The organism is Methylotuvimicrobium sp. KM1 (assembly GCF_044788715.1).
In the GTDB taxonomy this organism is placed as follows: Bacteria; Pseudomonadota; Gammaproteobacteria; order Methylococcales; family Methylomonadaceae; genus Methylotuvimicrobium.
In genome coordinates this window covers 3,028,269-3,054,166 of record NZ_CP173170.1, presented here as the reverse complement: position 1 = coordinate 3,054,166, position 25,898 = coordinate 3,028,269, and the positions used below count along the sequence as shown (strand labels likewise).

Below are 25,898 nucleotides of genomic sequence, written 5' to 3'. Positions count from 1 at the left end.
ATTATTTAAGGTATGAGTATGCGTTTTCGTAATTTTTTTCTGCTGCAACTTGCTGGAGCGGTTGGTCTTGTCCTAACGGGATGCGCTACTTCCCACCAGATTGCGGTCGATTATCCGGTTGCTCAAGCAAATGATTTAAAGCCTCTCGGCGGTTATCAAGCCGTTGATGGAGACGACTATTACGTTCAGCTATTTTCCGAATTCGAGTTAAAAGGCGATAGTACGCTCAAAACGGGCTGCAGCGAAATAGGCTCCGGCTATGAGAAAGGAAGTTCGACAGCGGCGGTCGTTTTTAAAGTTAAAAACGAAGCGCTAAATTATAAGCAGGAGGTTACGGCGCTCGTTTATCAAGGCAGTAGCGGAAAATGCAACTTCAATCTCGAAACGCGCAAAGCCGCGCTAACGCCATGGTTAAGGTTGGATTTAAGCAAGGACACTACGATCGATTATCAATTCATGACCAGTAATCAGAGCGATACCGATATATCCAAAATTATCGGTGATGTTCATAAAAGTACAAATCTTCTGGCTTTGACCGGGGTCGGTATCGGCATTGCTGTGATGGGTAAGTTGGCCGACGAGTGGGTGCAGAGTCCGATCGGACAAACTGCGGTATCGACGCCGTCCGAAGCAAAAGTCAGTACCGAGACTCATACCTTACCGCTCGCTATTCAAAGCGATGGCAATAAGACAGTATTTAGAGAAACGCGTCTGCCGGTTTATGAAGTCGTCGAAGGCGGCAATCCGTTCTCAGGCGGACCGAAACAATTGGGCGAGTTGAGGGTTTATCCGGAAATACGCTCGTCATTATTGCTCAAACAAGTTTCCGCAGGGATACCTAGTGCGAGGGATGTTTCGTTGCAGGAGTTATTGAGCATGCCGATTCGTATGGGTGAAGGCAATATCGAGCTCAAGCAGTTACTGGAAAAAACTCCAATCGATGAGAAGCCCAATTTGCAGCCGGATTGGAGGAAATACGGCGAAGTTGAAAGCCAATGCCGTAAGTTAAAGCGGGCCTTGCGAGGCTTAGGTTTTAATAAATTCGACCGAAATGCAGTGCTTTATTATTATCTCGCTCAGTCCCCGGATTGGTCGAACTACAATATTCCGAAAATTCGCGCTATCGCCGATGACCTTCGACCGGCAACGCTACAACAATTTCGAAGCCGCAATTTTTCCGGCTGTTTGATCGATGAGGATTATCAAACGATGGCGATGATGGGCTTGTCCGTCAATAGCGCACAAGACTGGCAGACCATTCAGAATGCCCGTCAAAAGAAAGAAAACGTGCTAGGACCGGTACAATCGATCGGGCGTCAATTGACCGCGGTGATTCAGAACAAAAATCCGGCGGAAATGGCGCGACAGATTTATCCGTTGATCGCTACCCTTAAAGAGGGAGGGGGTAAGGTGCTATTGCAGAATCATCTTGGCGAATTCGGCCTCGAGAGCTTGCTCGACATCGACTATATGCCCGGAGAGGGGGTAGTGATCGGGTATCAACAATTCGAACAAGTTTTTTCGTGGCTTTATATCGATCAGCTGAGTTGTACGCGGCCGGCCATCGAGCAAGGCAAGCCATTAGGCCATATCGGCTTATTGATGTTCACGACGCAAGACGGTTCGCCTTGGCCGAAAGGCGGTGCAATGGAATTTGAAATTCAATCCGGAAAAATTTCGCGGATTGCTTTTCAGCATCCGACTTTTCGAGACTTTGAGCAAAGCCTGACCGATTACCCTGAAATCGGCGGCTGTCGGATCGATAAAAGCTTCATCGAGAGGTTGCGGTGACGATTGATGGCAAGCAATAAGCGTTCATTAATCTAAAAACGTTTCGAAAATATTAAATACAGCAACAAAGAAAGCTGCGTCCAAACTATACCTTTCGCAATTCAAATTTCGGCAGTGCCTAAGGAGGCACCGGGGTGATCGGCAAAGGCTTTGCCAGCATGGAGCTGGCATAGAGCCTACATGGACGTATTCACCCAGCCCCTAAATTCCATAGCCCATCGGTCATGGTTAATAGTCTTACTAATTTAGGGGCTGGGTCCTTTGACGCGCCCCGGTGCCGAATTTTGATCTACGATGGGTATAATAACCAATATTTCAGGTAATTGTGCATGACATTGATTCGCCAAGAAGATTTTATCCAAAGCATATTCGAATCGCTGCAATACATTTCTTATTATCATCCAGGTGATTTTATTGAGGCGATGTATCGAGCCTATCAAAATGAACAAAGTCCGGCTGCCAAGGATGCAATCGCACAAATTTTGATTAATTCCAGAATGTGTGCCGAAGGACATCGACCGATTTGCCAGGATACCGGCATCGTCGTGGTATTTCTGAAAATCGGTATGAACGTGCGATGGGATGCTCGGATAAGTGTGACCGATATGGTCAACGAAGGCGTTCGGCGCGCGTTCATGCATCCCGACAACTTACTTCGTGCATCGATTTTGTCCGATCCGGCCGGCAAACGCATCAATACGCGCGACAATACGCCGGCGGTCGTATACATGGAGGTCGTTCCCGGAAATAAAATCGAAGTCGAAATCGCGGCCAAGGGCGGCGGTTCCGAAGCTAAATCCAAGTTTGCGATGTTGAATCCGTCCGACAGCATTGTCGATTGGGTTATGCAAACCGTACCGACGATGGGCGCGGGATGGTGTCCTCCGGGGATATTAGGCATCGGTATCGGTGGTACCGCCGAAAAAGCAATGTTGCTCGCTAAGCAGGCTTGCATGGAATCGGTCGATATTCACGAGTTGATCGCGCGTGGACCGGTCAATGCGCTTGAGGAATTGCGCTTGGAGTTGTACGAAAAGGTCAATGCACTCGGTATCGGTGCACAAGGCATGGGCGGGCTGACCACGGTCTTGGATATTAAGATCAAGGATTATCCGACGCATGCTGCCAATAAACCGGTTGCGATGATTCCGAACTGCGCCGCAACGCGCCATATCCATTTCGAACTCGACGGTTCCGGGCCGGCCGAACTGCCGGTGCCGCGTTTGGAGGATTGGCCGAAAATTGCCTGGGAAGGTGGGAGTATCGCCAAACGGGTCGATCTAGACACCGTTACCAAGGACGAAATAGCAACATGGAAGCCCGGTCAAACATTATTGCTAAGCGGCACGCTGCTCACCGGTCGCGACGCAGCCCATAAGAGGATCGTCGAGATGCTGGAGCGTGGCGATTCTTTGCCTGAGGGCGTTGATTTTACGAACAAATTCATCTATTACGTGGGTCCGGTCGATCCGGTTCGCGATGAAGTTGTCGGACCTGCGGGCCCGACGACTGCGACGCGCATGGATAAATTTACCGAGGCGATGCTCGCGCAAACCGGTTTGATCGGCATGATCGGCAAGGCGGAACGCGGTCCGGTTGCCATTGAAGCGATCAAAAAACATCGTGCGGTATATTTAATGGCGGTCGGTGGTGCGGCATACCTTGTTTCGAAAGCGATACGGAAATCGCGAGTCGTCGCATTCGAAGATTTGGGCATGGAAGCCGTGCATGAATTCGTGATCGAAGACATGCCGGTCACGGTCGCGGTCGATGTCGACGGCGAGTCTATTCATAAGAGCGGTCCAAAACAATGGCAAGCTAAGATAGGCAAAATTCCGGTGGTTCCGGAATGATTTTTATCCTATATAAAGCATTTTGTCCACCAAACACACGAAAATCACCAAAATATGCAACATGTTAATTGAAAATAGCCAACCCTTCGATATTTTGCTGGTCGAAGATGAGCCGGCCGATGCCCATTTAGTGAAGTCGGCTCTCAAAGAAAATAAAGTTTATTGCCAGTTGCATCACGTATTGGACGGGCGTGATGCTTTGGATTTTTTACGGCGCGAAGGCGATGTTTATAAAAATGCTCCCCAACCGGATTTGATTTTATTGGACTTAAACATGCCGCGCATGAACGGTCGGGAGTTTTTAAGTGTTATCAAAACAGACGAGCACTTTTCGGCTATTCCCGTCGTGGTGTTGACGACTTCCGATGTCGAGCGAGACGTCGTGGCTTCGTATAAACTCGGAGCGGCTAGTTACATCACTAAGCCGGTCGATATGGCGCAATTTATCGATGCGATTCGGCAACTTGATAATTATTGGTTTACTTTGACTCGACTGCCTAAAAAGAGTTGATCATGTATGCCAAGTTGTCTTATCGAGTGTTATTAATTGAAGACGATCCCAGTGATGCGCACCTGGTAGGTCGCTATTTGAAGTTGTCTACGGATGTCGGTTTCGAATTGACATGGGTCGTTTCTTTATCCGAAGGCTTAGCGCAGTTACGAAAAGATGAACACGATATTTTGTTGTTGGATTTATCGTTACCGGATTCTAAGGGACTTGAAACAGTAAAAGCGATACGTTCGTCTGATCACTCCACTCTGCCGTTGATTGTTTTAACCGGGCATGACGATACCGGTTTTGCGCTCGATATTTTAGAGTCCGGCGTTCAGGATTATTTAATCAAAGGACGGTTTGATGGGGATGCCTTGATTCGAGCCATCCGCTATGCTTTACATCGTTCGAAACTCGAACAACGGCTACATGAAGCGGAAGAGCGTTGGCGATTTGCTTTGGAGGGCGCTGGCGATGGTGTTTGGGATTGGAATTTATTGACCAATGAGGTTTTTTATTCTCCGCGATGGAAAGCGCTTCTCGGCTTTTCAGAAAATGAGATTGGCAATAATCTCGACGAATGGGAGAAACGTGTTTACCCATTAGACTTGCCGATTGCTGAGGCCAATATTCAAGCTCATCTCGACGGCAGAGTCGAAAGCTATGGTTGCGAGCATCGATTGAAGTGTAAGAACGGGCAGTGGCGATGGTTTATGGATAGAGGTGTAGTCGTCAGTTGGACCGACGAGGGGCTTCCTCAACGAATGATCGGTACATTGTCCGATATCACTAATCGGAAAAATATGGAGCAGGAGCTGCAACAATCCAAACAGTTTGCGGTTTCTACCATCGATGCGTTATCGGCCCACATTTGCGTATTGGATAAATCCGGTACAATTGTGGCGGTCAATCGAGCATGGCGAGAGTTTTACCAAAATAATGCGGGTGCGTCGAGTAATTGCATATCGGTTATAGACAGTAACTATTTAGCGGTTTGTGATTGCACAACGGATGAAAGTTCGGAGCAAGCAACGCAAATGGCCGCGGGCATTCGTTCGGTCATGAAGGGGGATGTCGATATTTTTGAGATGGAATACCCTTGTCATTCAGATAACGAAGAGCGTTGGTTCAATGCCAGGGTTACACCTTTTAAAGACAGTAACGAATATATCGTCGTGGCGCATGAGGATATCACCGAGCGTAAGCAAGCTGAGGCTCGCGACCGTTTGTTAATTGCGGCGCTCGAAGCGGTCGGTCATGGTATTGTGATCACCGACACCAGTGCTCGCATCGAATGGGCTAATCCAGCCTTCGGGAAACTGACCGGCTATACGCTTGAGGAGGCGCTCGGCAAGGCTCCGAAAGACCTTGTTAAATCCGGAAAGCAAGATTCTTTGTTTTACGATGATATGTGGCAAACCATTCGTTCCGGTAAAACGTGGTGCGGAGAATTGATCAACAAACGTAAGAACGGCGATTTGTATGATGAAGAACTCACAATTGCTCCGGTCACGGATGATAAGGGTAAGATTACGCACTTCGTCGGAATTAAACAGGACATCAGTGAGCGTAAAAGATTGGAAGCCGAACTAATACAATTGGCGACTACTGACCCCTTGACAGGACTGCCTAACAGAAGACATTTCATGGAACGATTGGGTGAGGAAATCAACCGTTCGGAGCGCAATAACTCTCATCAAGTCGCGGTTTTGATGTTGGATTTGGATAATTTCAAAAAAATCAACGACCGATATGGTCATGCCGTTGGCGACCAGGTGCTGAAGCATTTTTCCTCAATTTTACGTAAAGAGCTGCGCAAAATCGATACTGTCGGCCGGCTCGGCGGGGAGGAGTTTGGAATATTTCTTCCGGAAACAAGCCTTTCCGATGCCGGAATATTTGCGGAGCGCTTACGGCAAGAACTCGCACAAACGCCTTTGTTAACCGATGGGCAATCGATCGTTACCACTGTCAGCATTGGTATTTCCGAATTGATGTCAAAAGATATTCAAGCCGACTCTGTCTTGATTCGCGCCGATCAAGCTTTGTATCGAGCTAAGAAAAATGGACGAAATCGTGTGGAATTTTATAATGGTTCTTAAATCGCTGCATTCTTGCCGACTGGCTGGTATTGATAAAAATTAGGGAAAAAGGTCGGTTCTTGTTAAAATTAAGTTTCGATACGAAACTATATGATTCTATCGGCTGTGTAAATTTATTATTGGGCTATCCAAATCGGTGGAAGAATCGGGCAAGAGAGTGCTTCGAAGCCAAGACTAAGTTTATTACTCCCTTTTATTTTTAGACGGTTTTTCGATCAAAAAGGAGTAACGCAGTCAAACTAAAAAAATCAAATCAACCTCTGGGAGGGGAACGCCATGAAAAACAAATCGCTCAGTTTACTGATCGCGTTGTTGTTCAGTCTAATCGGGTTTGGAGTGGGTAATTTTGCCTTCGCCGCACAACCCGATTTCGAACAACTTAAAAAAGATTATTACGAATCGCATCCGGGGAAAGGATCTCACGGTAAATATTGGGAGCCGATTCCCATTCAAAAATATTGGAATCCCAAAGATTTCTATACACCACCTAAAACCGTTCAGGGCGAAGTTGGCCGCGATACCTGTATCGGCTGTCACCAAAGCACCTCTCCCGGCGCATTCCATGCCTGGAAAAACAGTGTTCATGGCGATTTGAAGAAGATCCGCAACTTGCCGGATAGCGACGTGCGCGCCTATAAAAAGAAAAAACTAGCCGAAGTCGAAGCCAATTTGACAAAGCTGGGATTGCTCGAAAAAGGTCAGCAGCTCGACCAAGTCGGTTGTATCGATTGCCATGGCGGTGTCGGCAAAGAGACCATCAATCATGCTGAGAATCTGGTCATGCCGGACCGGGTTGCTTGCGGTACTTGCCATTTGAGCGAGTTTGCCGAAGCCGAGTCAGAAAAAGATCAAGAATGGCCGCAAAAGCAATGGAGTAAAGGCCATCCTTCGCATGCGGTCGATTGGGAAGCCAACGTCGAAAACACGATTTGGGCGGCGATGCCCGAGCGTGAAGTCGCGCAAGGCTGCGACATGTGCCATTATCAGCAAAACAAATGCGACGGCTGTCATACTCGGCACACCTTTTCAGTCGCCGAAGCTAGACAACCCGAAGCCTGTGCGACTTGTCACAACGGCGTCGATCATAATGAGTTCGAAAACTTCATGACCTCGAAGCACGGTACGCAGTATCAAACTTTGGGTAAAGCCAAATGGAATTTCGAAGTGCCGTTGAAAGACGCGATCGCGAAAGGCGGCTATACCGCGCCGACCTGTCAGTTATGCCATTTCGAATACAAGGGCGAATATTCGCACAATCTGGTACGCAAGGTGCGTTGGGCGTTCAACCCGACTCCGGCCATCGCCGACAACCTGGACCATCCTTGGTTCGAAGAGCGTAAAGAGTCATGGGTAGAGACTTGTAGTTTGTGTCACTCGGCCAGTTTTGCCAAAGCATACCTCGATGCGGCCGATAAAGGCACGATTCAAGGGCTGGCGGTCGAGCAGGAAGCCAAAAAAGTCATTAACAAACTCTATGACGATGGTTTGTTAGTCGGCCAAAACAGCAATCGTCCGGCGCCTCCTGCACCTGAAAAAGATGCGGCCGGCGGATTCTTCCAATTGTTCTGGGCTAAAGGCAATAATCCGAGCCATGTTGAAAGAGTTTATGCCGATATGTGGGAACATGATGTCATCAAGCACTATAAAGGCATCTTCCATGCTAATCCCGGCGGTTTTACTTACACTGAGGGTTGGTCGAATCTGATGCGCGGTTACACCGAGATCATGGATGAAGACACGCGTTTGCGCGAAATGGCCGCGATGAAATCCGGCGGTAAATTGCAAAAGGTTTCCGCTTCGGCTCAACAATCTTCTTCGGGCAATGATAACAGCTTGCTCCTTAGTGCATTGTTGTTGATTGCATTCGGTTTAGGTATTGCTTACATGATGCTAAAGCCTGCAAAACCAGAATCGGATCAGGGACAAAAGTGATAAAAGGACGCTACGGAAAAGCGCTTCTATTGTTGGTCGGTTTCGCATCGCTGTTGGGAGGCGGTGCGATACTCTTTCATGAATTGAGCGGCCCGGCTTCCCCCGGCGCCGTTCAAGTCGACGAGCGATTGAATGTCAATTCTTCATCCTTACCAGCGGCCGATTTACCGGGTTTTTTTTCGGCCGATTCCGCGAGGCTTTATTCCTTTCGTTATGACGATAAAGATGCTTTTAGCTTAGCTGTCGTCCAGTATCGAAATGCTTCGGGAGCCAGGGCGAGCGCCGTACTTTTTCCGAAGGAATCGCAAGACGGGGTGATTTCATCCAGTCAAACGGGATTACGAAACGAAATTTGGCAGTCATCCAGTGAGGCCGTTTCGAAACATGCGCCTGAAGAGGCGCTGTTTTTGAGTTGGTGGGACGATGGTCAAAGGATTCAATATTTAAGCGGACGAGAAGCTTGGCTGCAAAAGCCAGGCGAGGAAACTTTCTCAAGCTCGGTTTGGGGGGCTTTTCGTTCAGACTTGATTGAAGCGTCCAATAAGGAAAGAGATCGATTGAAGCATATGGCGCGTTGGCTGACGATGGATGCCGACAAGGCCTTAAGCGAAATTGTCGAGTATTTCGGCAATTCACGCCCTATCTACTTATTGGTGAATAACGACCTGCTATTGCGCTTGTCTGAAATTAAGGCTTACGGCGGTTCGGATTTAGGCTTAAAAGCTAAGAATATTCCGGCCGGAGCCAATTTGCATGGCGATATCGCACAGGTTAAGCGTTGGGCGCATGAAAACGGGGAAGGCAACTATCTGGCTCATAAGGAAGGGCGTTATTACCGGACATGGGTGACAGAGACGGAAGGCAATAGTAAGAATACGCTCTTGGTTCGTCTGTTGCCGTTTATCGCTTCGCTAAAAAAGCTGCCTGATGGGGTTAGTTTGGTTTATCAAAGCGGGTGGGGCGGTTATTTATCCGTTTATAAAGTCGAGCCCTAATTAATTTATTAATTTATACCCTTAGATCAAAAATCGGCGCCGGGGTGACCGTCCAAAGGCCCGGCGCCTAAATTCGATAGCTTACCTCTATGGGCTATGGAATTTAGGTGCCGGGTAAATAATATCAATAATCGTTGAGTCGATAACCTTTCCCTTGCATACAGTGTTTGAGCAACTCCTCTTGCTGTGTTTCCGGTATCTGCTTTAAACCGATTTGATATTTGCATTCGGACAGAGCAGTAACGGATTGTTCGTGTGAGAAACCGTCTTGACTCCATAATTGCCTAGACGAAGCGCAACCGATAGTGGCAAATGTCGTTATCGCCGAAAAAATAATGATAATGGTTTTCATAAACATATCAGCCCCTTGTAAATAATGGTTTAGCATAAATGGTTCAATACCTATCATGGCCTATTCGGCAAGTATTTAGAAGTCATTTTTTGCCCGTCAAAGGCCCAGCACCTAAATTCCATAGGTATTTGGCAATAATACAAAAATCATGGCTCATTTAGGGTAACTATTCAGTCCCCCGGAAATTATCGTTCCCACGCTTTGCGCTCATCGTTATACATAAGTCAAAAATTACTGTTTTGCAATCTTAGCTAATGAGGCTTCAATACCATTTTTTGTCGCCCAACGTTCCCGACTTCGAAATCGCGATCTGGGGATCGCTCCCACAGAGCATCCGCCCCCTTGTGGGAGCGACGCCTTCGTCGCGATTTCGAAGCCACTGATGTTCAATATCCGCAGATTTATCAAACAGCACTGTTTCCAGGTATACGACGAACTCTGTTTAGCAAGTTTACCGATACTTGTGTATAACGGCGAGCGCCGGAGCGTGGGAACGATAGTGGGTGTGAATAATTACCATTTAGGTGCTAGGTAAATAGGGCCATGTAGGCTCTATGCCAGCTCCATGCTGGCAAAGCCTTTATCGAGCACCCCGAGGCCTCCTCCGGCACTGCCAAAATTTGAAGTACGAAAGGTATAACACGCCTCAAGAGTCGTTAAATACGGCATAAATTCTTATTCAACTGTTAACGTTTAGTCTATCCTTATTGATAAATTCTTAATTGGCAAGGTTATATACCAATGTTTCGAGAACGAAAAGAATATAGAAAAAACCTAACTTCTTCAGGGAAATTGCATTTAGCAGGTGAAACATTGGACTTTATTAGTCACGATGTTTCTGTGAATGGTATCTTGATCGAAATCGTGCCCGGTAGGTTGTTGTCTACCTTTAGCGATTTTGAATCGTTTATTAATGAAAATAGTGCGGCTGAAATTTTTGTTAAAGACTTAATGCTAACCGGCGAAGTTGAAATTATCTGGGTAAAAGAAAAAGATAATAATATCTTGATGGGTTTGGAATTCAAGCATGTTATTTACAATGCCGATCGCTTATGGTTAAAGCGTCAATATTATCGTAAAAAACAGTCTTTTGTCGGATTCTTGATGCTTAAAAACAAGAGAGTGGAATTCGAAGGAAAAAACATTTCGGTAGATGGCTTGATGATCTATGTAAAAGACCCCGACAAAGATTTGTTGCCGAATGTCGTGGTTAGTTTATATTCCGAATCCCTGCAAATGAAAGGGATGGCTAAGATTTGTTGGATACAACATGAACAAGAGCCAGAAAAAAATGGTGCGTTAATAGGCTTACGTTATTTGAGTAGTGAATGAGTAACTATTCAGTCCCCTGGTAATTAGCGTTCACACGCTCTGCGTGGGAACGCCTGAGTACCGCTCCAGCGTCTCGGTCTTCATTCCCACGCCGGAGCGTGGGAACTATAGGGGGTGAATAATTACGCTGACTGGGTACTATTGTCCGAAAGAAATAGTGTTCAATCGTACTTGATATATTTAAAACGAGGGTCGTCCGGTGTGCCCTCTAGCGATGAATTTTCATTTAATCCGGGCTGCCACATGACAACTTCCTCGATTTTTTTTGCCAGTTCGAAATCTTTGTTCGTGATGCCTTTTGCGGCGTGGTTGACCAATTTGACGATCACGAAAGCATAGGACACGGTTAGATCGGGATGATGGAAAGCCGCTTCGGCCAAGTGGCCTACAGTATTGACGACCATCAGTGTCGATTTCCAACCGCTTGTTTTATATTTGCGTCGAATCCATCCTTTTTCAAGATACCAGTTCGGTAATTCCGCTTTGAGTCTAGCTTCGACCTCTTGGTCGGAATAGGTTTCTTCGTGCTTGCGTTCTCTCCAACTCATGATGATGACCTCATTCAAATTAAGCGCAATAATGGTGGTGAAGGACGACATTATTCATCCTGTTTGACGCATTCTAACAATGAATATTGGATAATGAATAGCGTGATTGCGATGGGAAATAGCAAAAAATGTTCAATAAGCAGCAAGCTGGCAACTGAAAAACCCATCACTACCAATGACAGTAAGGGCTTGCGCCCAGCAATCTTTAACATGACGCTCAGCGTTTCTTGATCGATGTTCTTCCTTTGTCCGACAAAAAGTATTACCGTTATAAATGAAACGAAAGCTAGAAAATATGGGAAATATATGAACATCGGCGCATCGGGTTCGAAAAAACGGTGCCAATAAGCAAACCATACGAACAACGTGCTCGATGCATAAAAGTCATGCCAGTTAAGATAGCTGGGCTTATTAACCAATACGCCGATTCCGCTAAGCGCCATTACCGATCCCATGACCGGAACGACAAACGGCGACAATAAATAGGCAACCAGAGGATGGTTATTATCGGCAAGGTAGCCCAGGGATAGGCAAGTTAAAATGAAAATTGGCATATATTTTTCGCACTTAAAATTTCGGCAGCGCCTGGGTGTCCGATACGGGCTTTGCCAGCATGGAGCTGGCATAGAGCCTACATGGACGTATTCACGGCGTCCTTTAGCGGACACCCAGGCGCCGAATTTTGATCTACGATGGCTATAAATGAGCCCATGATTTGTAAAAAATGTGACGCCATAAAGGATTGTATCTCAACGATGGTATTTGCCAATGATTGTATTGCTTGGGTGTTAATCATGTGTGAAGATTGATGATCAAACGACTACAATGATTGAGACTGTTGAGTCAAAACCGGAGGAACGCACATGTCAGAAAAATTCAAGTACATCCGTTGGTTCGATGAACTAACGATCGACGATATTCCCTTGGTTGGCGGCAAGAATGCCTCGCTAGGCGAGATGTACCGGGAACTAGCCGCCGAAGGCATCTGCGTGCCGAACGGTTTTGCAATTACAGCGGAAGGATACCGGCACATGCTCGATAAAGCGGATGCCTGGGCAGCCTTGCATGAAGCACTCGATACATTGAATCCAGATGATGTAAACGTCTTGGCTAAGCGAGCCAGAAAAGCACGAGATATCATCTACGCAGCGCCGCTTTCAGAAGAATTAGAGCATGAAATTCTGCGTGCTTTCGATCAATTGCAAGGGCAATACGATGAAGAATTGACCGTTGCGGTTAGAAGTTCGGCAACGGCAGAAGACTTACCAACCGCAAGCTTCGCCGGCCAACAGGATACTTATCTAAATGTACATGGTGGACAAGCCTTGCTCGATGCGTGTAAACGTTGTTTTGCGAGTCTGTTCACCGATCGGGCGATTCATTACCGGGTCGATCAAGGTTTCGATCATTTCAAGGTGTCGTTATCGATCGGCATAATGAAAATGGTCCGTTCGGATTTGGCTTCGAGCGGGGTGATGTTTTCGATCGATACCGAATCGGGCTTCAAGGATGCGGTATTCATCACCGGCGCTTACGGTCTCGGTGAAAATGTCGTTCAGGGCTCGGTCGATCCGGACGAGTTTTATGTGCATAAGCCGACTTTCGAGCAAGGTCATCGTTGTGTGCTTCGACGGTCTCTAGGTGCTAAAAAAATTAAGATGGTCTATAGCGAAGGCCGCACGCGAGAGCAAACTTGTAATGTCGTGACATCTGCCGAGGAGCGTTCGCAATTTTGTCTAAGCGGCGACGAGGTGCTGACCTTAGCCGATTACGCGATCAAGATCGAGAAGCACTACAGCGCGAAGGCAGGCCAGCCTAGGCCGATGGATATCGAATGGGCGAAGGATGGTCTGGATGGGCAACTTTACATCGTGCAGGCACGGCCCGAAACGGTCGCGTCGCAGTTGAGCGGTACGACACTCGAACAATACGAATTGAAACAAAAGGCCGAGGCGATTGTGATTGGACGAGCGGTCGGCAGCAAGATCGCGGTCGGTACCGCGCATGTGATCAAAAATGTTAGCCAATTGAATACCTTCAAACCCGGCGAAGTGTTGATCACCGACATGACTACACCGGATTGGGAGCCGGTCATGAAAACGGCGGCCGCGATTGTGACTAATCGAGGCGGGCGTACCTGTCATGCAGCGATCATTGCCCGCGAACTGGGTGTCCCAGCCGTGATCGGCTGCGACAATGCGACCGAAACGATTAAGACCGGTACGGCTGTCACGGTATCTTGCGCCGAAGGTGATGCCGGCAAGGTTTATGAAGGCGAGTTGAGTTTCGATGTTAATACGACCGATCTTTCCGGATTGAAGCGACCGAAAACTAAAATCATGTTGAATTTGGGCAATCCGGAATTGGCATTCAAACACAGCTTTTTGCCGAATGACGGCGTCGGATTGGCGCGGATGGAATTCATCATTACCGAATTTATCAAAGCTCATCCGATGGCGTTGATTCATCCTGAACGCATCCAAGATGCCGACGAAGAAGCAATGGTTAAACGCTTGACCCGCCATTATGCACAACCGGAGGATTTTTTCATCGAGCGTCTTGCGGAGGGAGTCGGTACGATCGCGGCAGCGTTTTATCCGAAACCGGTCGTGGTCAGGATGTCCGACTTCAAGACTAACGAATATGCAACCTTGCTCGGTGGGCGATGGTTCGAGCGCGACGAGGCGAATCCGATGATCGGTTTCAGAGGTGCTTCGCGTTATGTTCACCCCGATTATAAGGAAGGCTTCGCACTCGAATGCCGAGCGATGAAGCGGGTTCGCGAAGACATGGGTTTGACCAACGTGATTCTTATGATTCCGTTTTGCCGCCGGGAGCAAGAAGCGGTGCGTGTTTTGGATTATATGGCCGAGCTCGGTTTGAAAAGAGGTGAAAACGGGCTTGAAATTTATGTGATGTGCGAAATTCCGAATAATGTGATCCGTATCGATGCGTTTTCGCAGCTGTTCGACGGTTTTTCGATCGGTTCGAACGATTTGACTCAATTGACGCTCGGCGTCGATCGCGATTCCGAAATACTTGCCGAGGATTTCGATGAGCGCGATCCGGGCGTCAAAGCAATGATTCGTATGGCCGTGGAAGGCGCGCGCCGTAACGGCAAGCATTCCGGCTTATGCGGTCAGGCACCGTCCGATTATCCGGAAATGGCTGAATACTTGGTCGAAATCGGCATCGATTCGATGAGTTTGAATCCGGATACGGTATTGCAGACGACCCAGCGGATTTTGGCGTTGGAAGAAAAGCTAGAGCGATAATCTTAATCTCGACCAGCCGAAGCCCATCGATACCCTTTGCGAGTCAAATTACGACACTGGGTTAATGCTAAAGTTGGCAGTTTAACCATGAAGCACATGAAGCACATGAAGTAAATCAAGAAGTTGGCTTGGTATCTTCGTTTGCCTCTCGGGTGAGCGAGAGCTTTATACAAATGAGTAAGAAGTTATTGAATTAACTTCTTACTCTTCATGATCTTCATGGAGAATTGATTTTTTAGGATAATCAAGTCCCGCAAAACGTTTGATAAACACGTTCGTCGGGTTGAGGCGGTTCTTGATAATGCCTGCAACCGGGTTGTTCGGTAAATGGTTTGTTGAATACGGCGAGCAATGTTTCAAACTTTGAAAAGTCCTCTTCTTGAACCGCCGCGCTCAATGCTTGTTCGACCCTGTGGTTACGCGGAATATAAGCCGGATTGACTTGACGCATGGCTTCGGCTCGTTGCGTCGGAGACCCCGGTTCTTGATCGATACGGGTTTGCCAACGCTCTAACCAATTGTCAAAGTCCGGCGTTTGTGGCAGATAATCATTCAGGGTCGGTTCTGTAGCGGGACCATCGGCGATATGGCTCAGTGCTCGAAAAACATTGGTGTAGTCGGCTTTATGTTGCTGCATCAATTGAAGCAAGGAATCGATCAATTGTTTATCATCCTGTTGCGCGGTGGCTAAGCCTAGTTTGCGACGCATGCCCGTCAACCAAAAATTGTCGAAAATATCTGAAAAGCGATTGATGATTTCAACGGCGATAGCGATTGCCGAGTCTTGCTCGTCATGGAGTAGCGGTAATAAGGTTTCCGCGAACCTTGCTAAATTCCATTGGGCTATTCGTGGCTGATTGCCGAAAGCATAACGGCCAAAATCGTCGATTGAGCTGAATACGGTGTCCGGATTGTACTGATCCATGAATGCGCATGGGCCGTAGTCGATCGTTTCGCCCGATATCGTCATATTATCGGTGTTCATGACGCCATGAATAAAACCGACATGCATCCAACGTGCAATCAACGACGCTTGCCGCTCTTGAACGGTTGTCAGCAAAGCCGAGTAGGGATTCGATGCGGATTTCAAATCCGGGTAATGGCGGTTTATTGCGTAGTCGGCTAAAAGCTTGACGGCTTCCCAATCTTCTCGCATAGCAAAATATTGAAATGTGCCGATGCGAATATGGCTCGAGGCAACCCGCGTTAATACAGCACCGGGTAGCGGCGTTTCCCGAAACACCGGTTCACCGCTCGTTACGGCGGCCAGAGCGCGTGTCGTAGGAATGCCGAGTGCATGCATCGCGTCACTAATCAAATATTCCCGAAGCACAGGGCCTAATGCGGCTCGTCCATCGCCGCGGCGCGAGAAAGGCGTTTGCCCCGAGCCTTTTAGTTGAATATCCCAGCGCCTGCCGGCACGATCAATGACTTCCCCGAGTAAAATCGCCCGTCCGTCGCCCAATTGCGGCACGAAGTTTCCGAATTGATGTCCGGCATAAGCCATAGCGAGCGGTTCCGCGCCTTCCGGAACGAGATTGCCGGAAAAGAGTGCAGCTGCGGTTTCGTTATCGAGTTCATCAAATCCCAAGTCCAACTGATTCGCTAAGTTGCTGTTCAGTTTGATCAAACGTGGGGATTGAACCGGTGTAGGATTTAAGCGCGTACCGAAACGTTCGGGTAGGCGGGCATAGGTGTTATCGAAGTTAAATAAAGGCATCATGTTTCTATTGGCTTTTAGCAAAGTGTTTGAGTTGGGCTGTGTAAAAAATAACGTCCTAAATAAAAATATAAATTGGACGGTATGATGGTTCAAAAGTTTACTAAAATACTAGGGAATTAGCCAAAAGATATGATTGGATTTAACTGCTAAATTGGTCCTGATTAGCAAGATGCTTCCGTTTGCCGAAGACAAGTATTCGAGCAGGGGGCAGTCGTAGTCGCTAAAACTAAAATATGCTGTTACCCAAGCTCCAGCTCTCATCGTTATACACAAGTATCGGTAAACTTGCTAAACAGAGGTCATCGTATACCTGAGAACGGTGTTGTTTGATAAATCTGCGGATATTGATGTCAATGGCCAACAGAATTGAGCCACTTTTGGCCATTAAAATTGAGCCACTTTTCCAGGGTTACGATGCTTGATTTAGCTTTGATTTGAGTCGATAACTTTCCCCTCCCAGCATAAAAATGTGTGAATGATGGATGATGCGGTCGACGATGGGTACGGCGACGTTGTCATCGATAAAAAACTCGCCCCAGTTGGTGAATTCCTTGTTGGTGGTCAGGATCACCGAGCGGTATTCGTACAGCGCATTGATGAGCTGAAACAGGTTGTGTATGCCTTGTTTGTTCATCGGCAGGTAACCCAGTTCGTCGATGATGAGCACATCGAATTTGAGCAGTTGGTTGATTTTCTTTTTCAACTCGCCTTTGAGTTCGGCCAGTTCCAAGGTCTCCATCAAGCCCAGTGCAGTGTTGAAGCTGACCTTATAACCGGCATCGATGGCTTTCAGGCCGATGCCGATGGCCAGGTGTGTCTTGCCGACCCCGGGTGGTCCGATGAAGACGACGTTGTCCCGATTGTCGATAAAGCCGAAATCGAGCAGACTGTTGACTTCCCGTTTACGGATGGTGGTCTGAAAGCGATAATCGAACTCTTCCAGGCTTTTGAGCAAAGGAAAGCCGGCGCGTTTGCGGTTTTGCTCGATGCGCTTGGTGTTGCGCTGGCGCTGTTCATGTTCAACCAAGCTTTCGGCAAACTGCAGGTAGGAACTTTCATGGGTCTCGGCTTGGCTAAGCAAGGTCGGCAAGTGCTCGGCAATGGCCGTCAGGCACAAGCTGCGGTATTGCCTGGCAATCTGATCAATGGATGGCATGGCGCTCTCCTTGGCCAGCCGAGTGGCCATTCAGGGCACGATAACGGGCCAGCGGACAGGCTTGCTGGATGGCGTCAGCGGGTTGCGCTGATGGCTGAATCGACAGGGCATCGCTGTCGTCCGAGCGTCCCGCAGACTGCCGCCAGGCCTCCAGTCGTTCTTTCAGGCCGCTGGCCGTTAACCGAGGCGTGTCGATCAGTCGCGTCAGCACCGCTTCGGGAATCGCACCCTGCCGGTTGATCTGCTCGGTCGGCACTTGCTTGGCGCCGAACAGTTGGTCTTTGTAGATTTTCGGCGAGGTGGCTTTCAACAGGGCACACAGCTGAGTCACGACTGCCGGAAACGGCAGCAGTTCATGCAAGTCCTTTTCCAGCGTTTCGATGCGTAGCGACATATCCCGGTAATGATGCCGATTCTTGATGATTTGCCCCTTTTCCAGACACACAGAATGTTCGGCGATCACTTTATGCGTGCCAAGATCGCTGATCCGGATGACGCCGTTAGCTTCATGCACGGCGACACGGGCGCATTGATATGCCATCGGTACCGAGTATTTATTGGATTGCCAGGCGATCAAGCCGGTTTTATCCGCCTTGCGGGTCATGCCGGCCTGGCTGGCGGTCGCGTCAACACAAGACGGCGTCAGGTAAGGCCGCATATGGCCTTGCTCGTTGGCCGCGTAATGTGTCGCCGGCTGTTGGCCAGTGGTGCCGTGTCGCCGTTGATTGGCTATTCCGTCGAGCCAGTCGGTCATATGGGCCTGTAAAGCCTCCCAGTCGGTAAAAGTCTCGCCATACAAGGCATTTTGTTTGACGTATTTGACCCCGGCCTCGACCTTACCTTTGCTTTCCGGATCATAGCCTTCACAAGCCCGAATCGTGAAGCCCGCTGCCGTGGCGTACTGGTGGAAGCGCGGGTTCAAGCGCAACTCGCGAAACACTTCGCTGATGACCACCAGCTTGGTTTGATCGTACACGCATTCGTTCGGCATGCCGCCGAAATTGCGAAATGCCGCATCATGCTGACGAATCAGCGTCTCGGTATCAATCGGCTTGGCGCTTACCGAAACATGCATCAGGCGCGAATACGACAGCACAAACACCATGAAATAGACCGTCGTCGCCACGCCGCCAATCATCACATCGCGCAGTTCGCCGCCATCGACCTGGCATTGCTCACCCGGCACCATGTCCAATACCGGCTCATAATAACGCGCCTGCTTAAAGCTAATCTCTTGCTTGAGAGCCTGTATATAACGCCGTACCGAACGGTCGGAAACCGCCAAATCGTCCACTTTGGCCTTCAGTTTGCGCAGCACTTTGACCGCTGACAAGCCCGGATAGGTTTGCAGCAACTGAATAATGTAGTCGCGGTAATCGTCCAGCTTCTTACCACGGGCTGCCTCTTCCTGCAGGGTGCTGATGTCCGCAGCCGACAGCTTCAGGTATTTGCTCACGGTATTACGGGAAATACCCAATTGACTGGCAATCTGACGCTCGGATAAGCCGTTGCCATCGTTGTATAACGCTTTAATCTGATGAATCACAATCCACTCCTTCATGACGCTCCCTGAAAAAATTCAGGGACTCTGTCAGATTTATTTGTACAAATAAAGTCTGAAAAAGTGGCTCAAAATTGTTGGCCATTTTTGGCTCAGTTTAATTGGCCATTAACAATTGAACATCAGTGGCTTCGAAATCGCGACGAAGGCGTCGCTCCCACAAGGGGGCGGATGCTCTGTGGGAGCGATCCCCTGATCGCGATCTCGAGGTCGAAAGTGTTAAGTAACAATAAATGGTATCGAAGACTCATTAGCTAAGATTGCAAAACGGTAATTTTTGACTTATGTATAACGATGAGAGCTAGCTTGGGAAAGAGCGTGATGTGGGTTGGCCGTTTTTAGCTTGACGCGCATGGCTTGCGAACCCCGTCTTGCTAGGGATATGCTGATCTTTGGGCTTTAGCTGAAGAAACTTGCTAATCAGGAAATTGGTTAAGGCGGGATAAGCAAAAGCGGTGTATCCGCCGCGGGCGGGCGGATAGCTGTTTTCTTCTTTTTTATCATCAATAAAGTGTTAGTCTTTCTATTCCCATTTATTTATACCCATCGTAGATAAAAATTCGGCACCGGGGTGTCCGTCAAAGGACGCCGTGAATACGTCCATGTAGGCTCTATGCCAGCTCCATGCTGGCAAAGCCTTTGTCGGACACCCCGGCGCCTCCTCGGGCACTGCCGAAATTTGAAGTGCGAAAGGTATAGAGACGAATAAAGCACCTACTGCGGGACGGGTTATTTAACCCGTCCCAAACGTTTCGGTTTGGCCTAAGCGTTTCGGCTTGCTTCGGCCACGGTTCAAACGTTTCGGGCGGGGCTGTAAATCCCGTCCTGCCAAAGGAAGTAAAAGGAGTGTAACCTTATTTATCTGCTGGCGCTTCTAACGATTCCGTAGGCTTTTCGTTTGTGGGTTGGTCGGCTGCTGGCGATTCTTCAGTTGGGGCAGCTTCCGTTTCGGCTTCAGGCGCTGTGGTTTCATCAGGTTGCGGGGCCGCAGGCGCTTCGATTGGAATCAGGATTTCGACTTGAGCGCCGGCACGCAGATTTTCCAGCATCGTCTGAACTTTTTGGCGTTGCAAGTAAGGCATTATTTGTTCTTTCACTTCTTCCAGCGCCGGCAGGGGTTGCTGGCGTGAATCTTCTCTTAAGATAACGTGCCAGCCGAATTGGGTTTCAACCGGTTCGCTCGTGTATTTGCCGTTTTCAAGAGCGATGACTGCTTCGGAGAATGGCGTTACCATTTGGCTTGGTGCGAACCAGCCTAGGTCTCCGCCTTCCGGGCCTGAAGGGCCGGTAGAATTCTTTTTAGCCAATTCGTCGAATTTTGAGCCTTTATCGAGTTGTTCAATAATTTTTTTCGCTTCATCCTCGGTTTTTACCAAAATGTGACGAGCTTTGTATTCCATGTTGTTTTCGCCGCCGACATTTTTTTCGTATTCGGCTTTAATTTCCTCATCGGTCACCGGATTCGATTTTAGATGATTTTGTAAGGTGGCCTGCGAAAGCAATGATTTTCTAACGACGTCCATTCTTTGAATAAACTCGGGCGATTTGTCGAGTTGTTTTTGCAGGGCTTCTTGGACCAGCAATTCCCGCTGAACTAATTCCTCGATTAACTTATCTTTCGGGAAAGATTGGCCTTGGGTGCGTTCGGCAATGTCGCTTTCAAGCTCTTGCAATGCGGTTTTGCTGATATAGACGCCATTGACCGAGGCGACAGCATCGGCTTTATCGACTTTAGGTGCAATAGGAGTTGTTGTCGGTTGTTGGTTGTCGCAACCGGCTACAAGCGAAGCGCCGATTAAAAAGAATGGGACGAGTTTATTGGTCATTTAGTTTTCCTTTGTAAGTTTCACGGGTTGGTGTATTCGCTGGGGCTCATCGCATTAATGCCTAAGGCATGAATTTGTTGTTTCATCATATCGCCCAACGCTTTGTAAATAAGTTGGTGGCGTTGCACCAAGGTCTTACCTTCAAAAGCGTCGGATACGATCGTAACATGGTAATGGCCGCCGCCGCTTTGGGAGCCGATATGGCCGGCATGGGCCGCGCTATTATCTATGATTTCAATTTGCTCGGGCTTGAGTGAGTCGTTGAGCAGTTTTCTAATTACTTCGGTAGTCATTGAGGTAATACCTTTTTAAATGGTTTAACGGTAACCTTTGCGTAAACGCCGGCTTCCAGGTAGGGGTCGGCATCGGCCCATTGCTTGGCTTCTTCAAGATCGGCGAATTCGGCGACGACTAGGCTGCCGGTAAAACCGGCACCTCCGGGGTCGTCACAGTCTACGGCGGGATGAGGGCCGGCTAAAATCAATCGGCCTTGGTCTTGAAGTTGTTGCAGTCTGGCAAGATGGGCCGGTCTGGCCGATTTTCTTTTATCCAAGCTGTTATCGGTATCAGTGCTGATGATCGCGTAGAGCACAGTTTATTCCTCGGTATCCGGCATGTGTTTATAGAGATAAAGCATTTGTAATACGATAAAAACAACCATCAAACCGGGTACGCCGAAGGTTTTGAAATTAACCCAGTCGTCGGTGTTATAGTTGTACATTACATAAAGGTTGATAAAACCGACGCCGATAAAAAACAAGGCCCACATCAGATTAAGTCGTCGCCAAATCGGCGAAGGCAATGTGATATTGGCGGACATGATGCGTTCGATAAACGGCTTTTCGCCGAAGAACTGGCTAGCTAGAAAAGCCAGGCCGAACAACCATTCGACAATACTCAATTTCCATTTGATGAATTGTTCGTCTTGCAAGTAAATTGTGGCGCCGCCCATGACCAGAATCAGTCCTAATGTGACCCATTGCATCGTTTCGACTTTTCGATACTTAAACCACATGAAAGCCACTTGAAGGATGGTTGCGACAATGACTACAGCCGTGGCGATATAAATATCATAAAGTTTAAACGCGATGAAAAATAAAATGATAGGGAAAAATTCAAAAAGTTGCTTCATGTCGATTCAATTGATGGGGGTTATACGTAAAAATCAATACCGGCTACCAATTGAGCGCGCTGATCTTGCATCGGCTGGTTGAAGGTTGTGGTGTAAGCATTGACGGCATTTAATAATCGAGTGTTGATGGGGTTTTCGGTTCGGTCGGTGTTAAACATAGCTATGTCGGATAATCCGGCATCGTCTAATAGCTGTTCTACTTCCTCGGGAGTCTGAGTTGCAGTTGCCGAGTTTTGTAAGGGCTTATCGGAATTCGCGCGCTTATTGTCGGGTTGATTTTGGACAGTATCCTGCTGTCCAGCGTTTTGCGGGTTTAATTTAAGCGCGGAAGTGTTAAGCGAAGTTACATGTATTTCCATGTCAAGGCATAATGCAATGGAAAATTGAACGCTATTGTAGAATTAATCCGCTTGATTGTACATGCTTGGCAATGGCTTTCTGGTAGAATAGTCCAGTTTTAAGGAGGTGTTATCGTGGATAAGCAGATTCAAACCGAACTCGAAGCGGCCGCCTTTAGGCGCTTAGTCGAGCATTTACAAAGCCATCCGGAAGTTCAGAATATCGATTTGATGATTCTGGCCGATTTTTGTCGTAATTGCCTGGCGAAATGGTATTCGGGGGCCGCGAAAGATAAGGGGGTCGAGATTGATTATGATCAAGCCCGGGAAATTATTTACGGCATGCCTTATGCCGATTGGAAGAAGCGCCATCAAACCGAAGCGACGCCCGAACAGTTAGCGGCCTACGAACTCAAGCAAAAAGGGAAAAAACATGAGTAACGGTATTTCTTATGATGCAATATTTTCCGGCATCATCGGGCGTGATTACGACATGTTGCAGCGCATGAGCCCATTATCGGCTGAAATGAGCAAAATAGTCGGTCGTGCAGTCAAGCATTATGCCGATAAATCCGGGCGGCCTTTGAATGTTGTAGAGTTAGGCGGCGGTACCGGTATCACGACGCTGGCTATCTTGTCGTCTAATGATGATGTGGTAGTCACGAGCATCGATAGCGAGCCGACGATGCAGAATCAAGCTAAGGAAAACCTAAAGCAATGGGTCGATAATGGGCGCTTATTTTTCAAACTTGACGATGCCTACAGTGCATTAACGAAAATGGCTGATAACAGCGCGGATGTTTTGGCAACGGCTTACACGGTTCATAATTTCGAACACAGTTATCGCGAGCGCGTCATCGAACAAATTTTTCGAGTTTTAAAGCCGGGCGGACAATTCATCAATGGCGATCGTTATGCTTTGGACGATATTTTCGAGCATACCCGCACCGTTCAAGAAGAAATCAGCGGTTTTTTCGAGGTATTGATCGGTGAAAATAAACCGGACTTGCTTGAACAATGGATCATCCATTTATTTAACGACGAATCGGAAAATCACGTCATGCGCGAAGGCATTTCGCTAAAACAGTTGGAGGAAGCCGGTTTTGTCGATATTGCCTTAAATCAGCGAATAAAAGTCAATGCTTTGGTTACCGCCGTTAAACCTATTTAACACGAGCTTTTTTCAATAATGAATATCACTGATTATATGCAGTCACTCGGCCGCGAGGCCAGAAAAGCCGGCAGAGTTTTGAGCCGTAGCGAAACCGGAATAAAAAATGCGGCCTTGCTGGCTATCGCCGAAGAACTCGAAAATAATCGGGAATATTTGATTCAACAAAACGGCAAAGACGTTCAAGCGGGTATCGACAATGGGCTCGACGCGGCCTTGTTGGACCGATTGGAATTGAAAGACAAAGGCATTGTTGGGATGGTTGAAGGATTGCAACAAGTTGCAGCTCTACCCGATCCGGTAGGCGAAATCAACGATATGACCTATCGTCCCTCCGGCATTCAAGTCGGTCAGATGCGCGTCCCGTTGGGTGTGATCGGCATTATTTACGAGTCGCGTCCTAATGTCACGGTCGACGCGGCCGCACTCTGCTTGAAATCCGGCAATGCCTGTATTCTTCGTGGCGGGTCGGAGGCGATCCATTCGAACAAGGCAATCGCCGAATGCATCGGCAAAGGTTTGGAACGGGCCGGCTTGCCTGCTACGGCTGTACAGGTGATCGAAACGACCGACCGTGCGGCGGTTGGTGAATTGATTACGATGTCGGATTTCGTCGATGTGATCGTGCCGCGCGGCGGTAAAGGCTTGATCGAGCGCATATCGAAAGAAGCGACGATTCCGGTTATCAAACACCTGGACGGCATTTGTCATGTCTATATCGACAGCGAAGCCGATCCCGATAAAGCCGTCGCGATCGCTTTGAATGCAAAGACGCACCGCTACGGTGTTTGCAATGCGATGGAAACGCTGCTGGTACATGAGAGCATCGCTTCGAAAGTTCTGCCCGGTTTGGCGGCGAAGTATCAAGAGAAAGGTGTTGAACTGCGCGGTTGTCTGAAAAGCTGCTCGCTGATTCCGAATTGCAAGCGGGCCGTCGAGGAAGACTGGCAAACCGAATATCTTGCGCCGATCCTGTCGGTCAAAGTGGTTGCCGGTTTCGATGAGGCCGTCGAGCATATCAATCGGTATGGATCCGCACATACCGACGCGATCGTGACCGAAAATTACACGCTGGCCAGACGTTTTTTACGAGAAATCGATTCCAGTTCGGTCATGGTCAATGCATCGACACGTTTTGCCGACGGATTCGAATACGGCCTCGGCGCCGAGATCGGCATCAGTACCGACAAGTTGCACGCGCGGGGGCCGGTCGGTTTAACCGGCTTGACTACCTTAAAATACATCGTGCTCGGCGATGGCCACATTCGGCAATAAATGATCGGTATTTACGGAGGCACGTTCGATCCGATTCATTTTGGTCATTTGCGGACTGCGCTGGAAGTCAAGGAGGTTTTCGCGCTGGACGAAATTCGTCTCATTCCTTGCTTTATTCCGCCTCACCGCGATAGCCCATCGGCACCCGCTTCGATGCGGCTAAGGATGTCGGAATTGGCACTGGAAAATCGTACGAATATGACGGTCGATACGCGCGAGATCGACCGTGGCGGTCCTTCCTATATGGTCGAGACATTAATGTCTCTTCGTGCCGAGATCGGCGAACGGTCTTTATTGCTATTCATCGGCGCCGATGCCTTTACCGGCCTTACCGCTTGGTATCAATGGCAACGCCTGTTTGAATTCGCGCATGTAGTTGTAATGACTCGGCCGGGTTTTAATGCGCAGGTAGTCGACGGATTTTTGACCAACCGTTTGACCGAAGACCGCCAAGTCTTGAATGAATATTCGGCAGGGTATTTATTTTTTCAGTCGGTTACCCGTCTTGAAATTTCCGCAACCGCCATTCGGCAAATCATCGCTAAACATCGGGATCCGGGTTTTTTATTGCCCGAGTCCGTCATACAATACATCCGACAACATAAACTTTATCAGCGCTAACTTTATCAGTATTTATGCGGCGCGAATTTGATTAGGAATTTGAATGCAAACAGAAGCGTTATTGAAAATAGTCCAGGACGTTTTGGACGAAAGGAAGGGGCACAATATTACCGTGTTGGACGTCCGCGGTAAGACCAGCGTGACCGATTACATGATACTGGCAACAGGTACATCCGATCGACATATCAATGCCATGGCTGATTATGTTTCGGAAAAAGTCAAGGAAAACGGGCAGAAACCATTAGGGCAAGAAGGCGGTATCGGAGCGGATTGGGTATTGCTGGATTTGGGCGATGTGATCGTTCATTTGATGACCGATCAAGCGCGTGCGTTTTATCAATTGGAAAAATTGTGGTCGGTCGAACAGAAAGCCGAAGCGCTAGAGGCTTTGCAAGACTGATTTATTTGTTGCCATTATTAGG

Annotated in this window: 24 protein-coding genes; 13 read left to right on the top strand and 11 right to left on the bottom strand. The window is 48.2% G+C overall.

Annotated features, from left to right (window positions below; translation table 11 throughout):
* Positions 1 to 12 precede the first annotated feature (12 nt).
* The 6 genes from ACINK7_RS13110 to haoB all read left to right on the top strand — a co-directional run bounded on the left by ACINK7_RS13110 (position 13) and on the right by haoB (position 9,166).
* Entirely contained in the window at positions 13 to 1,791 is a 1,779-nt protein-coding gene (locus ACINK7_RS13110) for a hypothetical protein (RefSeq protein ID WP_404355766.1), read from the top strand.
* 329 nt (positions 1,792 to 2,120) lie between these two features.
* A complete protein-coding gene (locus tag ACINK7_RS13105) occupies positions 2,121 to 3,644 on the top strand; it encodes a fumarate hydratase (protein ID WP_404355765.1) in 1,524 nt (507 codons plus the stop codon).
* Between the two features lie 61 nt (positions 3,645 to 3,705).
* Positions 3,706 to 4,155, top strand: coding sequence for a response regulator (locus ACINK7_RS13100; RefSeq protein ID WP_404355763.1), 450 nt, complete (start codon positions 3,706 to 3,708; stop codon positions 4,153 to 4,155).
* 2 nt (positions 4,156 to 4,157) lie between these two features.
* Entirely contained in the window at positions 4,158 to 6,239 is a 2,082-nt protein-coding gene (locus tag ACINK7_RS13095) for a diguanylate cyclase (RefSeq protein ID WP_404355761.1), read from the top strand.
* A gap of 276 nt (positions 6,240 to 6,515) precedes the next feature.
* Positions 6,516 to 8,171 carry a multiheme c-type cytochrome gene (locus tag ACINK7_RS13090; protein ID WP_404355759.1) on the top strand — a complete coding sequence of 552 codons (1,656 nt, stop codon included), beginning with the start codon at positions 6,516 to 6,518 and terminating at the stop codon, positions 8,169 to 8,171.
* A complete protein-coding gene (gene haoB / locus ACINK7_RS13085; RefSeq protein WP_404355757.1) occupies positions 8,168 to 9,166 on the top strand; it encodes a hydroxylamine oxidation protein HaoB in 999 nt (332 codons plus the stop codon). Before ACINK7_RS13090 ends, haoB begins: the two co-directional genes overlap by 4 nt.
* 124 nt (positions 9,167 to 9,290) lie before the next feature.
* Here haoB and ACINK7_RS13080 read toward each other — a convergent pair whose 3' ends face one another.
* A complete protein-coding gene (locus tag ACINK7_RS13080; protein ID WP_404355755.1) occupies positions 9,291 to 9,518 on the bottom strand; it encodes a hypothetical protein in 228 nt (75 codons plus the stop codon).
* Between the two features lie 741 nt (positions 9,519 to 10,259).
* Between ACINK7_RS13080 and ACINK7_RS13075 the strand changes: the two genes are divergently transcribed.
* Positions 10,260 to 10,850, top strand: coding sequence for a PilZ domain-containing protein (locus tag ACINK7_RS13075; RefSeq protein WP_404355753.1), 591 nt, complete (start codon positions 10,260 to 10,262; stop codon positions 10,848 to 10,850).
* Positions 10,851 to 11,011: 161 nt separating this feature from the next.
* On the opposite strand, the gene ACINK7_RS13070 is transcribed toward ACINK7_RS13075, so the two are convergent.
* Positions 11,012 to 11,398: a 4a-hydroxytetrahydrobiopterin dehydratase gene (locus ACINK7_RS13070; RefSeq protein ID WP_404361452.1), complete on the bottom strand. Its 387-nt coding sequence runs from the start codon at positions 11,396 to 11,398 to the stop codon at positions 11,012 to 11,014.
* A 50-nt stretch (positions 11,399 to 11,448) separates the two neighbouring features.
* Positions 11,449 to 11,952, bottom strand: coding sequence for a hypothetical protein (locus ACINK7_RS13065; protein WP_404355751.1), 504 nt, complete (start codon positions 11,950 to 11,952; stop codon positions 11,449 to 11,451).
* 309 nt (positions 11,953 to 12,261) lie between these two features.
* Between ACINK7_RS13065 and ppsA the strand changes: the two genes are divergently transcribed.
* Complete coding sequence (gene ppsA, locus ACINK7_RS13060) at positions 12,262 to 14,673, top strand: phosphoenolpyruvate synthase (protein WP_404355749.1); 2,412 nt, start codon at positions 12,262 to 12,264, stop codon at positions 14,671 to 14,673.
* A gap of 244 nt (positions 14,674 to 14,917) precedes the next feature.
* Here ppsA and ACINK7_RS13055 read toward each other — a convergent pair whose 3' ends face one another.
* The 8 genes from ACINK7_RS13055 to ACINK7_RS13020 all read right to left on the bottom strand — a co-directional run bounded on the left by ACINK7_RS13055 (position 14,918) and on the right by ACINK7_RS13020 (position 22,430).
* The gene (locus ACINK7_RS13055; RefSeq protein ID WP_404355748.1) at positions 14,918 to 16,396 is read right to left on the bottom strand and encodes a YdiU family protein; all 1,479 of its coding nucleotides are present in this window, start codon (positions 16,394 to 16,396) and stop codon (positions 14,918 to 14,920) included.
* Positions 16,397 to 16,805: 409 nt separating this feature from the next.
* The gene (istB, locus tag ACINK7_RS13050) at positions 16,806 to 17,552 is read right to left on the bottom strand and encodes an IS21-like element helper ATPase IstB (RefSeq protein WP_404355747.1); all 747 of its coding nucleotides are present in this window, start codon (positions 17,550 to 17,552) and stop codon (positions 16,806 to 16,808) included.
* The gene (gene istA, locus ACINK7_RS13045) at positions 17,539 to 19,098 is read right to left on the bottom strand and encodes an IS21 family transposase (RefSeq protein WP_404361451.1); all 1,560 of its coding nucleotides are present in this window, start codon (positions 19,096 to 19,098) and stop codon (positions 17,539 to 17,541) included. The genes istB and istA overlap by 14 nt, the downstream gene beginning before the upstream one ends.
* Positions 19,099 to 19,967: 869 nt before the next feature.
* On the bottom strand, positions 19,968 to 20,939 hold the full coding sequence (locus ACINK7_RS13040) for a peptidylprolyl isomerase (protein WP_404355745.1): 972 nt from the start codon (positions 20,937 to 20,939) through the stop codon (positions 19,968 to 19,970).
* A 20-nt stretch (positions 20,940 to 20,959) separates the two neighbouring features.
* Positions 20,960 to 21,232 (bottom strand): BolA family protein, encoded by a 273-nt coding sequence (locus tag ACINK7_RS13035; RefSeq protein WP_404355743.1) that lies wholly within the window; start codon positions 21,230 to 21,232, stop codon positions 20,960 to 20,962.
* Positions 21,229 to 21,531, bottom strand: coding sequence for a YciI family protein (locus ACINK7_RS13030; protein WP_404355741.1), 303 nt, complete (start codon positions 21,529 to 21,531; stop codon positions 21,229 to 21,231). Before ACINK7_RS13030 ends, ACINK7_RS13035 begins: the two co-directional genes overlap by 4 nt.
* A gap of 3 nt (positions 21,532 to 21,534) precedes the next feature.
* The gene (locus tag ACINK7_RS13025) at positions 21,535 to 22,071 is read right to left on the bottom strand and encodes a septation protein A (protein ID WP_404355740.1); all 537 of its coding nucleotides are present in this window, start codon (positions 22,069 to 22,071) and stop codon (positions 21,535 to 21,537) included.
* A 20-nt stretch (positions 22,072 to 22,091) separates the two neighbouring features.
* On the bottom strand, positions 22,092 to 22,430 hold the full coding sequence (locus ACINK7_RS13020; protein WP_404355738.1) for a hypothetical protein: 339 nt from the start codon (positions 22,428 to 22,430) through the stop codon (positions 22,092 to 22,094).
* A 114-nt stretch (positions 22,431 to 22,544) separates the two neighbouring features.
* Here ACINK7_RS13020 and ACINK7_RS13015 point away from each other — a divergent pair, with 114 nt between their 5' ends.
* Genes ACINK7_RS13015 through rsfS form a run of 5 tightly spaced genes read left to right on the top strand, consistent with a single transcriptional unit; the run spans position 22,545 to position 25,876 of the window.
* Entirely contained in the window at positions 22,545 to 22,850 is a 306-nt protein-coding gene (locus tag ACINK7_RS13015) for a DUF1244 domain-containing protein (protein WP_404355736.1), read from the top strand.
* A complete protein-coding gene (locus ACINK7_RS13010) occupies positions 22,843 to 23,580 on the top strand; it encodes a class I SAM-dependent methyltransferase (protein WP_404355734.1) in 738 nt (245 codons plus the stop codon). Before ACINK7_RS13015 ends, ACINK7_RS13010 begins: the two co-directional genes overlap by 8 nt.
* Positions 23,581 to 23,598: 18 nt before the next feature.
* A complete protein-coding gene (locus ACINK7_RS13005) occupies positions 23,599 to 24,855 on the top strand; it encodes a glutamate-5-semialdehyde dehydrogenase (protein WP_404355732.1) in 1,257 nt (418 codons plus the stop codon).
* Positions 24,856 to 25,476, top strand: a complete 621-nt coding sequence (gene nadD, locus ACINK7_RS13000; protein WP_404355730.1) for a nicotinate-nucleotide adenylyltransferase — start codon at positions 24,856 to 24,858, stop codon at positions 25,474 to 25,476.
* A gap of 43 nt (positions 25,477 to 25,519) precedes the next feature.
* Positions 25,520 to 25,876 (top strand): ribosome silencing factor, encoded by a 357-nt coding sequence (rsfS, locus tag ACINK7_RS12995; RefSeq protein WP_014148326.1) that lies wholly within the window; start codon positions 25,520 to 25,522, stop codon positions 25,874 to 25,876.
* The last annotated feature ends 22 nt before the right edge of the window (positions 25,877 to 25,898 follow it).